The 13,225-nt window shown below is 43.3% G+C and carries 10 protein-coding genes; 8 read left to right on the top strand and 2 right to left on the bottom strand.

Annotation, left to right across the window (positions count from 1 at the left end):
- Positions 1-279: 279 nt before the first annotated feature.
- On the top strand, positions 280-1,236 hold the full coding sequence (gene corA / locus BMX84_RS09555) for a magnesium/cobalt transporter CorA (RefSeq protein WP_091489229.1): 957 nt from the start codon (positions 280-282) through the stop codon (positions 1,234-1,236).
- Between the two features lie 124 nt (positions 1,237-1,360).
- Here corA and msrA read toward each other — a convergent pair whose 3' ends face one another.
- Complete coding sequence (msrA, locus tag BMX84_RS09550) at positions 1,361-2,011, bottom strand: peptide-methionine (S)-S-oxide reductase MsrA (protein ID WP_091489227.1); 651 nt, start codon at positions 2,009-2,011, stop codon at positions 1,361-1,363.
- Positions 2,012-2,306: 295 nt separating this feature from the next.
- On the opposite strand from msrA, the gene BMX84_RS09545 reads away from it, so the two are divergent.
- The 6 genes from BMX84_RS09545 (at position 2,307) to BMX84_RS09520 (ending at position 9,995) form a co-directional block, all read left to right on the top strand.
- Positions 2,307-3,689 carry a PTS galactitol transporter subunit IIC gene (locus tag BMX84_RS09545; protein WP_091489234.1) on the top strand — a complete coding sequence of 461 codons (1,383 nt, stop codon included), beginning with the start codon at positions 2,307-2,309 and terminating at the stop codon, positions 3,687-3,689.
- A gap of 71 nt (positions 3,690-3,760) precedes the next feature.
- A complete protein-coding gene (locus BMX84_RS09540) occupies positions 3,761-4,672 on the top strand; it encodes an alpha/beta hydrolase (RefSeq protein WP_246119094.1) in 912 nt (303 codons plus the stop codon).
- A gap of 15 nt (positions 4,673-4,687) precedes the next feature.
- Entirely contained in the window at positions 4,688-6,037 is a 1,350-nt protein-coding gene (locus BMX84_RS09535) for a hypothetical protein (RefSeq protein ID WP_091489225.1), read from the top strand.
- Entirely contained in the window at positions 6,034-6,702 is a 669-nt protein-coding gene (locus BMX84_RS09530; protein WP_091489223.1) for a DUF6320 domain-containing protein, read from the top strand. Before BMX84_RS09535 ends, BMX84_RS09530 begins: the two co-directional genes overlap by 4 nt.
- Before the next feature lie 30 nt (positions 6,703-6,732).
- Positions 6,733-7,134, top strand: a complete 402-nt coding sequence (locus BMX84_RS09525; protein WP_091489221.1) for a (deoxy)nucleoside triphosphate pyrophosphohydrolase — start codon at positions 6,733-6,735, stop codon at positions 7,132-7,134.
- Entirely contained in the window at positions 7,131-9,995 is a 2,865-nt protein-coding gene (locus BMX84_RS09520; protein ID WP_091489219.1) for a DEAD/DEAH box helicase, read from the top strand. The genes BMX84_RS09525 and BMX84_RS09520 overlap by 4 nt, the downstream gene beginning before the upstream one ends.
- Before the next feature lie 58 nt (positions 9,996-10,053).
- Here the strand turns inward: BMX84_RS09520 and BMX84_RS09515 are convergent, their stop codons facing one another.
- Entirely contained in the window at positions 10,054-11,904 is a 1,851-nt protein-coding gene (locus BMX84_RS09515) for a diguanylate cyclase domain-containing protein (RefSeq protein WP_177165532.1), read from the bottom strand.
- 268 nt (positions 11,905-12,172) lie between these two features.
- Here BMX84_RS09515 and BMX84_RS09510 point away from each other — a divergent pair, with 268 nt between their 5' ends.
- Positions 12,173-13,177 carry a potassium channel family protein gene (locus BMX84_RS09510; RefSeq protein WP_091489216.1) on the top strand — a complete coding sequence of 335 codons (1,005 nt, stop codon included), beginning with the start codon at positions 12,173-12,175 and terminating at the stop codon, positions 13,175-13,177.
- Positions 13,178-13,225 lie beyond the last annotated feature (48 nt).

Below are 13,225 nucleotides of genomic sequence, written 5' to 3'. Positions count from 1 at the left end.
GCAATAACAGTATTGGAACAAGTTTTGACAAGGTATCTCCTAAAAACAGGTCGCAATAACAGTATTAGAACAGGTTTTGACAAGATATCCCCCAAAACAGGTCGCAATACAAGTTTTGAAGTAACATCTGACAAGACAACTGAATTAAAGAAAAGCTAGGGAACTCTTAGGGTACACTGTTCTCTATATTTTAGATTATGTATAATTAGAAAGTTAGAATAGTATCTTATATTATCGTATAATGAAGTATCAAGTGAACTAACAAAGGATGTTTTATATATGATCAACATTATAGGCGTTCTGCCGGATGACACGGTGGAAACAGACGTCAAAGTGACTGAGGAAAACCTAAAGAGATATAAATGGTACTGGGTGGATTTCAGCGATCCGTCAGCTGACGAGTTCCGTCTGCTGGATTCTGTGTTTCATTTTCACCCTTTAGCGATCGAAGACTGCGGGATCCTGCTACAGCGTCCTAAACTGGATTATTATGACGGATATGATTTCTATGTAACCCATATCGCTAAGCAGGAAGCTAAGGAAATTATAAAGGAAGAGCTGGATTTCTTCGTCGGTCCGAATTATATCGTCACGTTTCACTTTGAAGAATCCAAAGAAGTCGAACAAGTGTGGAGCAGGATCACAAATCAGGCCGCCATTGAAAAATGGGATCCATATTACATCTTCTATCAAACACTGGACAAGCTGGTCGACGCTTATTTTCCGCTTATTTATACGATTGAGGCAAAGCTGGATGTAATCGAAGACAACAGACAAAATCAGTCCATGGATGAACTGATGGACGAGTTGTTTGATATCCGGCATATGCTGCTACATATCCGGCAGACAGTCAACCCGATGAGGGATCTGCTCTATCGGATGCTGAATTCTCAGCATTTAACAGAAGTGAAAAACAGACGTGAATATTTTTCCGATATCTACGATCATTTACTCAAAGTTTCGGAAATGGTCAGTTCAAACAGGGAGATCACCACGGATATAAGAGACAATTACCTTTCCATGACTTCTCATCAGTCCAATGAAGTCATGAAGATCCTGACCATTATTACGTCTATCTTCACGCCACTGACACTGATATCAGGGATTTACGGCATGAACTTCGTCAATATGCCCGAACTAGAATGGCGATACAGCTATTATGTCGTGCTGACCGTTATGCTGATCATAGGCCTGTCGCTATTTTTCTGGTTCAAGAAAAAAGGCTGGTTCGACTAGTCATGATTCAATTAATATAAACGCTCCCGTCAAAGCAGAGAATAAAATCATTCTGCCATGACGGGAGCTTTTCATAAATGTTTCACGTGAAGCAATTTGCTGAAAAAGTCAGAGAAGACAGGGGCTACCAGCGGATGTATTGGAGCATATCTCTGAGGACTGTTTCGGCTTCCTCACTTAACTGCCAGTCTCCAATTTCCTCTTTGATGTCAGATAAACGCCCGTTTTCCCTGACAAAACCGTTTAAGCGAGCGGTGATAGTGGAATACACGAAACTCGTATGATCCGGGAATAAAGGCAGGAGGGTATCCATTGCTTTATCGAACCGCTTGAGAAAATATTTCTGATGACGATCTTCAGCGGGATAAAAAGGTAGATCATAATGGATCTCTGTCCCGATCCTTTTTCCGTTTTGCTTTTCCCATTCGCTTTTAACTTTCTGAGCTGACTCAAGCTGCTCAGTGGAATGGACGATCAGCTGTGAAAGGTATTGACGACCTTTATAACTGCGGTCCTTTACGGCATCGTGACTGTCCCAGAAAATCCTTAGAATATCTTCATAAGATAGAAGGGAAGGATCAAAAGCGATCTGAATCGATTCAGTATGGTCCCCCATGTTTCGATAAGTAGGTTCAGCGGTCGTCCCGCCGGCAAATCCTGTACGGGTATGGATCACACCGGGGTACTGACCAAACTGGCTTTCCGGCCCCCAGAAACAGCCCATCCCGAAGGTTGCGGTCTCCATTTTTTGTGCGCGGCGATTGAAATCAAGCATCAGAGGTTCCTCCTTTAAGTAGATGTATCCTTGTCAGTACGTGTTTATTAGTTTAACACGTGCACGTTTGCATTAACTAATCATTGCTATATTTCAAAAAGGGGAGAGTAAAGCATCAGATCAGTCTGGGATGTCTGTTTGAGATTCAGGGGCAGCAAACAGAGGTCTGCCGATGAGTCATATAAAGTGACAGAAATAAAATCAGGCGGGAATATGTCCGGTCATTTTTGGTATACTTCTTATACATGGAATATATAGAAATGAAAAGAGTTCAAAGGAGAAAGAGATGCAGAATATATTGAATGGGCTGTCGCTGATCATGGATTCCTTTGGCGCGGCAATAGTGGTCCCCGTCGTTTTGTTTGTACTGAATCTTATTATGAAAGTTCCCGGAAAAAAAGCCTTCCAGTCCGCGCTCAATGCCGGCATCGGACTGACGGGATTTAACTTGCTGGTAGGGGCTTATACCCCGATCGTGACCCCGGTCGTCCAGCGGATGGTGGCGACGACCGGCGTCAACTTGAATATCCTGGATACCGGCTGGCAGGCAACCAGTATCGTGGCTTATTCCACGCAAGTCGGCATGATCTTCTTGGGGTTGGGTCTTTTGATCCAAGTGCTGCTTTTTGTACTGAAATTTACGGATGTGTTTTTTCCATCAGATTTGTGGAATAACTATTCTTACATGCTTTGGGGATCGATGCTGTACGTAGTGACGGGAAACGTCTGGCTGTCTATTGGTCTGATGGTTCTGATCAACGTGTACACGATGGTTTTTGCAGAAGGTCTGTCAAGGAGATGGTCGACCTATTACGGCTATCCCCGAACGACCATCGTAGCTTCGCACGCTTTAGGTTCCTTTCCCTTGGCTGTCGTCATGAATCATATATTGAACAAGCTGGGCGCCGACAAGGTGAAATGGGACACTGAGACCCTTCAAAAACGCCTGGGAGCTTTAGGCGAGCCGACAACGATCGGTTTTATTTTAGGTTTGCTTTTGGGGCTGGCAGGAAACGTTACCCGCCTTGATACGCTCGAAGGCTGGGGTGAATCCTTTACTGTCGGGATCGCGACCGCAACGGTCATGGCGGTCTTCCCTAAAATCGCTGATATCTTTGCTTCAGCATTTAAAACACTCACAGACGCGTCCAAAGGATCCGCCAAATCAGACGATGAAGACAAGCGCGTCTGGTATCTGGCTATCAACGATGCCGCAGGATACGGTGAACCGGCAACGATTTTGACCAGTCTGCTCCTGATCCCGATCATCATTATCCTGGCGATCGTGCTTCCCGGGAACCAGGCACTGCCGCTGGTCGATCTCGTGGCTCTGCCTTACATGATGCAGGTAATCGTCTCCATCTCAAACGGGAATATATTCAAGTCACTGATTTCAGGAACGTTGTATCTCGTTTCAGGTCTGTACTTAGTCACCGTTGTGGCCCCTATATTCACGGAAGTGGCTTTGAGTGTCGGGGTCAACCTGCCGGAAGGGGCGGTTCTGATATTCAGCTTAACGGTGCTGACCAACATGCTGGGGGGCTTGCTGTTTTTAGTCTTCATGACCCAAAATACGTATCTCATCGGTCTGTCTGTAATCCTATTTATCGCGCTATACATCGTTTTCAAGAAAAACAAAGAAGATTTCCTGTTGTATCTGGAGGAACAGGCAAAATAAAGGTATGATTGCAGGGTATTCAAACTGTCCGTTAAAATAAAAAAGAAGTCTGAGGATAATGAGGGAAAAAGATGAATCCAGTATTTAAATTTTTACTACGCTTAGCGTCATCGCCGCGTATCGACATGCAGGAAGACTACCAGTGGGTGAGAAAGCTGCAGAAGGTCTTTTCCAGTGCACCGACAGCCCGTTTCCGTACACTGGATGAAAAGATCTATTCAAAGAACAATAATCATGAAATCCCTGTACGTATTTTTTTTCCTAAGAAGAAAACACATCCTGAACCGATCCTCTACATCCATGGCGGCGGCTGGGCGATCGGCGATATCGATTACTACACGCGCGCCTGTGTCAATATAGCTGATCATCTCGGCCGCGTCGTCTACTCCGTCGATTACCGCCTGGCTCCGGAGAATCCGTATCCGGCCGGCTTGAATGATGTCTACCGTGTCGCTGAAGTTCTGCTTACGCCGCTGGAAGGCGAAGAAGAAGAGGACTGGATCATTATGGGTGATTCGGCAGGAGGTAATTTAGCGGCAGTCGTCTCGATGCTGCTGCGTGACCGTAAAAAAAGACTGCCTAAAAAACAAGTGCTGATCTATCCCCTGACTTACTGGGATCATACGGAAAACTCGCCGTTTGAATCGGTCCAAACGAACGGCTATGATTACGGCATGACGATCAAGAAAATCCAGGGCTTCATGGAACTGTACGGCCCTGATATGACCGAACGAAAGAGTCCGCTGATCTCACCTTTGATGGCTGAAGACTTAAGTGGTCTTCCAGATACGATTGTCCTGACTGCTGAATTCGATCCGCTGCGGGATGAAGGGGAAGCTTACGGAAAAGCCTTGAGAAAAGCGGGGAACAGAGTAAAGATCCATCGGGTACTGAACAGTGTCCATGGGTTCATCAACTATCCTGCTTTTACTGAACCGATGGAGGAAACACTGAAGGAAATGGAAACTTTTTTAAACGATTAAGGAGGTCCAGCAGCTATGGAAAAGAAAAAATGGGTCAGGCTGGATAACGCCTCGAATATCTTTTTAGCTGCCAGAAATGAAACAGATACGAAAGTTTTTCGCTTATCGGCTGAAATGACAGAAGTGGTGGATCCTGTGTTACTCCAGTCTGCTCTGCAGGAAACATACAAAGAGTATCCGTTGTTTCATAATGTGCTGAGACGGGGTGTTTTCTGGTATTACCTGGAAGAGCGCAGGGGGACGCCCAAAGTGAAACTTGAAACGGAACCGCCGTGTTCGCCGCTGTATCATTATGACAAGCGGGAGTTTCTGTTCAGAGTACTTTATTATAAAGACCGGATACACCTGGAAGTTTTTCATGCACTGACCGATGGGACCGGAGCGTTGTGGTTCTTTGAAGATCTGCTGACAGAATATGTCAGGCTGCGTCAGGCCAAGGTGCTGAAGTCTTTGGATAAACCGGCCAGCAGAGAAAAAGCAGATCTGGAAGACAGTTTTAAACGTTATTTCAGAAAAAAGAAAAAGTATACTGCGATCGAAGCCAGTATGGAACCGCTGGAAAAATACAGGGATAAAGATTTGGCAGACGATGAGGAACCGTTAGAGCCGGAGCCTGAAGCTTCTTCTGTATATCGGATCAAAGGCAAAAAAACACCGGATCATCGCCAGCGTGTTATAGAAATGAGTCTGCCTTTAAAAGAAGTGCTGGACCTTGCTCGAAGTGAAAAGGTCTCACTGACCCTCTACATGACAGCTCTTTATATGCTGGCTGTTTACCGTGCCAAAGAAAATAAATCAGAAGATGTGACGATCTCGACCTCCATTCCTATAAACCTGAGACAGTTTTTCCCGTCAGTCTCCGTGCGTAACTTTTTCAGTACGACGATCGTTTCCTACACCTTCAAGCCGGATAAGGATGATTATCTCGATGATCTCTATGAAAAACTGACGCGTCAATTCAAGGCACAGCTGCAGAAAGAAGCATTGGAGAAAAGACTGAACCGCTTCATACGATTTGAATTCAATCCGTTGACACGTATCACCCCTCGTCCACTTAAAGATGGCATGCTGAAGCTGGTGAACTACTTCAATAATAAAAACATCACAGTAGCCATGTCCAACTTAGGACGGGTACAGCTGCCGGAAGGGATGGAGCAGTATGTCAAGCAGACATTCTTCTATACAGCGGCGGTGCGCCCTCAGTTCTGCCTGATAAGTTATCAGGATGTCCTGACAATAAGCTTTACGAGCCCGTTTGTTGAAACAGATATCCATCGTGAATTTGTCCGACTGCTGACGGAAAAGAACGTAAAGGTCACGATGGATGTGAATAGAGTATCCAGAGAGGAGATGAACGGCAAATGAAACGCTGTCCCGAATGTCATGCTGATGTCAAAGGAGACTGGGAAAGCTGTCCGCTGTGTCAGACAGATTTGAAAGTGCCAGAGAGTGAAAAGCCTGAAGAGTCGGATTTTCCGGAAGTCCCTCTGAAATTCAATCGAAAAAAAATCAAGCAGGTACTCAGTTTAAGTTCTGTTCTCCTGATCATCCTCTATTTTGTGGCTCATTTTATCTGGCGTTTTCAGTTCTTCAATCTGGAGTATGTGCTGTTTGGCATTTTGATCATGTGGCTGATGATGCTCGTCATTATCAGAAAACGCCGAAACATCGTAAAAGGTATCGTATATATCCTGTTCCTGTTTTCCTTGTTGAGTTTATATTTCGACTATGTCAATGGCTGGCTGGGATGGTCGCTGACCTTTGTGATCCCGATCCTGTGTATCTCTGCCCTGCTCGCTATGTTCATTTCTATCCAAGTGGTGAATCTCAGGGCTGAAGACTACGTTCTCTATCTTCAGCTGGCGGCCATCGCAGGCTTGATACCCGCCGTTTTTTTATTGATGGACTGGGTTGTTTTTGCTCTGCCAAGTCTTTTGTCCATTGTATTTAGTCTAGTCATGTCCGTTGCTGTCTTTTTCAAGCATCGACAGGCTGTTATAAATGAACTTGAAAAGCGTATGCATGTATAAAAAAGAATGACAAGCAAGGAAGTGTATAGAATGAAAGACATTTATGTGGTGGGAGCAATCATAGAATATAATGGAAAAATCCTATGTGCTCAAAGAAGTTCATCCATGACATTGGCTGATTTGTGGGAATTCCCCGGAGGAAAAATAGAAGGAAACGAAACACATCAGGAAGCTTTGAAGCGTGAAATTAAAGAAGAGCTTGAACTTGATATAAAAGTAGACGACCAGTTATTTGAAGAAACGATATATGAGTATGACTTTGGCCGGGTGCATCTGGCAGCTTATAGGTGCGGCTACATGAAAGGGACTCCTTATCTGTCAGAACACAAAGCCGTCAAATGGTTAGAGGTTGAGGAACTGAAAGATTTACAATGGGCCCCAGCAGACATTCCTATTGTAGAAAAACTGATGCAAGAAGGTGTCTCTGCATGACTGATATGCTGGAACGTTCACTGAAGAAGGCATTTATTGATCATCAGCTTCAAGGGTCCCACTATGATCCGCAGTTGATCATCAATGATGTCTCGAAAAAAGAATTCATGCTTAATGTTTTACATGAAGAATTAGTTACATGTACGGATTTTTTCTTTTCCGTCGCTTTTGTGACCCAGGATGGCTTGGCTGCATTGAAAACGCAGCTGGCTGATTTACATAAAAAAGGGATCCAGGGACGTATCCTGACTTCTGTTTATCTGGCTTTCAATAAACCTGATGTCTTCAGTGATTTGCTGAATATCCCCAACGTGGAGGTCCGCATTTCAAACAAAGAGGGCTTCCATTCTAAAGGATATTTATTTACGCATCAAACACACCACTCCTTTATCGTGGGGAGTTCCAACTTAACCATGAGTGCGTTGAAAATCAATTATGAATGGAACGTGAAACTGACATCCTATAACCATGGCCAAATGATCCAGGACATCCACGATCATATGGAAGAAGAATGGCAGCAGGCAGAAGTGCTGACCCGTAAATGGATAGAAGATTACCAGAAGAACTATGATCCACAAATCGAATATAAAAGGGTGTCCCTTACAGAAGACGAGCCTCTTTATATTCGGCCCAATACCATGCAGAAGCAGGCGCTCAGTAATCTTCGGGGACTTAGAGCCCGCGGAGCTGACAAAGGCCTTGTGATATCAGCAACGGGAACGGGTAAAACGTTCCTTTCTGCCTTTGAGGTGAATCAGTTTTCGCCTGACCGTGTCCTGTTTATTGTACATCGGGAACAAATTTTAAAAAAAGCTAAAGAGGATTATATGAAAATACTTGGAGGTCAGCCTTCTGACTACGGTATCTTGTCGGGATCACATAAAGATATTGATGCAAAGTATCTGTTTGCAACGATTCAGACCCTATCAAAAGAATCAGTATACAGTCAATTTATTGCAGAACACTTTGATTATATCCTGATCGATGAAGTCCACAAGGCTGGAGCTGTTTCTTACCATAAAGTGATCGATTATTTTTCTCCAAAGTTTTTACTGGGGATGACAGCCACGCCTGAACGGACAGATGGATTTAATATATTTGAACTGTTCGATTATAATATTGCCTACGAAATCCGTCTGCAGGAAGCATTGGAAGAAGATATGCTGTGCCCCTTCCATTATTTCGGTGTCACTGATTTTGAGAAAAATGGTGCATTGATATCTGAGGAAACCGACTTTTCCCAACTTGTCGAGGAAGACCGCGTCAATTTTCTTCTGGAAAAATTAGGTTACTATGGCTGCTCGAGAAACAAACCGAAAGGACTGGTTTTCTGCAGCCGAAAAAAAGAAGCCAAGGCACTTGCTGAGCGATTTAATACTAATGGCATAGCAAGTACGTACTTATCCGGTGAAGACTCTCTGGATAAGCGTGAAAGTGAAGTCGGCCGTCTCGAAAAAGGGGAGATCAGTTATATCTTTACTGTCGATATTTTTAATGAAGGCATCGACATCCCAAAAATCAATCAGGTCGTGATGTTGAGAAACACCCAGTCCAGTATCATCTTTATCCAGCAGCTGGGTCGCGGACTTCGAAAAGATCCGTCCAAAGACTATGTCACGGTCGTTGATTTCATCGGCAACTATAAAAACAACTACCTGATCCCAATGGCCTTATCTGGAGATGTATCACGGAATAAAAACAAAGTCAGAAAAGATACGTATGATACTGATTTTATCGCTGGTGTTTCATCGATAAATTTTGAAGAAATAGCAAGAAAACAGATTTTTGATTCAATCAACAAAACGACGATGGATTCCATGCAGGAGCTGAAAAAAAACTTTAATCTTCTCTATAATCGACTGGGGAGGGTCCCTTATCTGAAAGACTTTAAAGAACAGGCGGTACTCGATCCCGTACTACTTTCTGACAAGAAGAAAAGTTATTATGGCTTTTTGGAGAGTATGAAGGAAAACGAAGCAGTGTTAAGTGAAAAACAGCAGAAATATCTGATGATCGCCTCGCGTGAACTGCTTCCTGGGATCAGGCTTCATGAACTTTTGTTACTAAAGAAACTGATAAGCGATCATAAACAAGGAGAAAATAAAAAGGTTTCTATCAAAGCTTTGCAGGAATGGTACAGTGATTCAGGTTTACTAAACGGTGAAAAAACGATCAGGTCGGTATTAGGTGTACTTGATTTAAGCTTCTTTACTGGAATGACTAAAAAGACATACAGGAACGCTCCTTTTATCAGTGTTAAAGATAGTAAGATCGAGTTATCAATAGCCTTCAAGTCAGCCTTAACGGATAGTTATTTTCAAAGGCTTTTTATGGATATTATTGAAACAGGTCTACTGAATGGGAAAGAATACGATCTTGAGAAACACTTGACCCGCTATCAGAAATACAAGAGGAAAGATGTGTTGAAACTCCTGAACTGGAAAGAACAGATGGTCGATCAGAATATCGGCGGTTATACAGCGAAAGACGGGGAGTTTGTCATATTCGTCACTCTGGAAAAAGGGGAAACCTTTGCTGGGGCACTCATGGCTTACGAAGATGAGTTGCTGGATTCCAGTACAATGAAGTGGTTTACCAAATCACCTAGAACGTTAAAGTCACCGGAAGTAGAAAAATTGAAAGATCCGTTGAACTGGACGTATCGTCTGTTTGTCAAAAAATCAGATGATGAGGGAAGCGATTTTTACTATTTAGGAAAAGTTGAACCTGTCCAAAGTTCGCTTAAAGAAATAAAGAAACATACCCAGGAGGGCAAAGAGAAAAGTGTGGTAACGATGGACTTGAAATTACAGAAGCCAATCGAAAACAGCTTGTATCGCTATCTGATCTTGCAAGAATAAAAGGACACCGAATCTACTCGATAAGCATGAGTGGATTCGGTGTCGTTTTGCGTTCTCGCTATTTAGACTGGTGTTTGTTTGCATACATGATATCATCAGCACTTTTCAGCAGAGCGGCTGCTGTAGTGCCGTCCTCTGGGAACAGCGAATAACCGATGCTTGGGATGCATGTCAGTTTTTTATCTTTGATCTGATAAGGCTGGCTCAACGCATCAGATAGTTCCTGAATACGCGAACTGATATCATTTCGAGAGGAAATACCGGTCAAAAGGAGAGTAAACTCATCACCGCCTAAGCGGGCACCATGTTCTACATCATTCAATATCAGGCGGAGACGATAGCCGACTTCAGAAAGCAACTCATCACCAGTGGCGTGTCCATAAGTATCGTTGATGTGCTTGAAATTATCCAGATCCATGAATATTACGGCAAAGGGTTCACCTGTTTTTTCAGACTGCCTGATCTGTTTATTGAGGTTCTCTTCAAAATGTGTCCGGTTTGCCAGGTCGGTGAGTGTATCGTGATACGCCATGTAATGGATCCGTTCTTCGTTTCGCTTATTTTGAGTGATATCCTGGGCGATAGAGAAGACGCCGACCATTTCTGTCTTTACCATTATCGGAATGTGTGTGACATTGATATACACTAGACGACCGACATGATTCGTGAGGGGGAGCTCATAGTGTTGGGATATTCCTTTTTTAGTATTGTAGAAGGTTTCTCTTGCTTTCTCTTTATAGGCATCGTCGATAAAGTGCATGATGGACTGACTGATCAGTTTTTCGCGTTTTACTCCGAGCAGGTCTTCGCCCTTTTCATTGACGCTCAGGACATGTCCTTTTAAATCAAGGGAAAATACAGCATCAGGGTGATGATAGAAAAGGGATTTATGCCTTTCTTCACTAAGGATCAGATCAGTTGTCTGTCTTTGATAGTCCTTTATAAGGCGCTTGTTTTCAACCAGGACAAGCAGCTGTCTGACAATAATGACAGCGATCGTTACACCAGCACCGAATGTTACTTCATTGAGCGTAGAAGCATTGACGACCATATAAATAAAAAGAATGCTGACATAAATGTAGGGGAACAGCATGCGCAGGCTGCTATCGGATTCATCGAGCAGTAGGTTACTGGTCTCTTCTGAAAAGGGCTCCTTTTGAAGCAGCCCCGTAAAGCCGATCAGCATCAGACCTAGAACAAATAAAGGATCCAGAAAACTCCCGGAAACATAACTGTCTGTATTCTGCATAAGCAAAAAACCGATGTCTGCAGTGATTTGAACAAGTACTCCTGAGAACAGGAAGACGGTTGTATACCTATGAAAGAGACGTAGTCCCGTCATGAACAATATGACGATAAAAAACAGCAGAGTCAGATCTCCAAGAGGATAAAAGAGAGATAATGCCAGTTCAAATGGTGTTACTGTATCATTTGCAATGAGCGGTTTAATGAGAAAATACCAGAAAAAGGTCGTATAGACCGTCATCACAAGGAAAATATCAAAGATGAACTTTGTAATGGAGAGGTACTTTTTCTCCATCTTGAGTTTATAACTAAAGGCCATCAGATAGAAGATAATATTCAGTATGTAAAAAATATCGGGACTACCGGGATAAGGGACATCGAACAGTAAAACTGTTTCATAGATAAACCATAAAACTTCTGCAATAACGAAACTGAAGGTTCCGAAAGACAGAAACAGCCAGAATAATTTATCTTTATCCCGCTTTTTTTTATAGGCCTGTGCCAGCCAGATCGTAGCCAATAGAGGTCCGGCAATAGAGAACAGGTTTCCCCCAAGTGTCCGTATGTATTCGTGCGTTTGAAATATTGTTATCCAACCATAGTAAAAAAAGGTATAAATAAAAATAAACACAAGAACGATTTTATTTTTGTGTTTAGCAAGCATGTCATGTGATCTCCTTAAACTGAGATATTTCTTTATGAAAACCATACCACACTATAAATGAAAGTAACATAGATAATTGTTTTAAGAAATAAAAAGAGAATAGAGTGGTGAACAAAAAATGTCGACAGACACTCATGGGCTGGAAAGTGGATACACAAGAACGTAGCTAGCCCAGAGGATCGAATAGCTGGCTAGGGTGATTTAGTTGCAAAAAAGCTTCTTGGTCACGTACTATTGAAGTAACCACTATAAGGAAGTGTAAAGAAAAATGTCATATATCTATTATATCCTGGGCTTTGGTTTAACGATTTTCACGATCATCGATGTAATTTGGACAACATTATGGATAGACGGCGGAGCCGGTCCCCTTTCCAAACGAGTGGCTCATGGGACATGGAGGATCGTAGAAAAAGCGTTAGGAAAAAAGAATAAACTGCTGACTCTTGTCGGTCCGATCGTCCTTATGGCCACACTGCTCAGCTGGGTCATTTTTATGTGGGCTGGTTATACCCTGTTTTTTGCGGGAGATACAGGGTCGATCGTTGACTCTTCAAATATGCGGCCGATCGGCTGGACTGACCGGCTCTATTTTACAGGCTATACGATTTTTACCTTAGGGATCGGTGATTTCACTCCCAAACCCGGGTTCTGGCAGGTCGTCACTGCGTTTGGCTCAGGTATAGGCATACTCTTTCTCACTCTAGGGGCTTCTTATGTCATTAATGTCGTCGGTGCCGTGGTCAATAAACGATCCTTTGCACGGTCTATTTCAGGACTCGGGATGACCAGCGAAGAGATTATGAAGGCGGGATGGAATGGAAAAGATTTCCATCAGTTGGATCTGCTCTTGATGAATGCTTCTGCGGACATCTCTAAACTCACACAACAACATCAGGCTTACCCACTGCTGCATTACTACCATAGTCAGACACCAGAGGAAGCCTCGGCTGTCGGAGTAGCCATCCTTGATGATTTAATGACCATACTGCACTACGGATTAAAAGACAAAGATTCAGTCAATGCGGTTCTGGTAAAAGAGACACGATCCAGTATCGAAACCTATCTGGATACACTGACTTCGGCTTTTGTCAAACCTTCTGAATCAGAGCCGGATCGTCCGGATATCACCAGATTATTCAATATGGGGATTCCTTTCGTAAAGGAAGAAGAATTCATGCGGGATCTGGATACACTGTCTCGTCGTCGTCAGAAATTACTGGGAGCTGTCTACTCAGATAATCATGACTGGCCAACGCATAAAAAAAATCAGTAAATTTTTTATATAGAAAAGACCCGGACGATCGCGTCCGGGTCTTTTCTG

The sequence above is a fragment of the Alkalibacterium putridalgicola genome (assembly GCF_900109825.1).
GTDB classification, from domain to species: domain Bacteria; phylum Bacillota; class Bacilli; order Lactobacillales; family Carnobacteriaceae_A; genus Alkalibacterium; species Alkalibacterium putridalgicola.
This window is presented reverse-complemented; position numbering and strand designations above follow the sequence as displayed.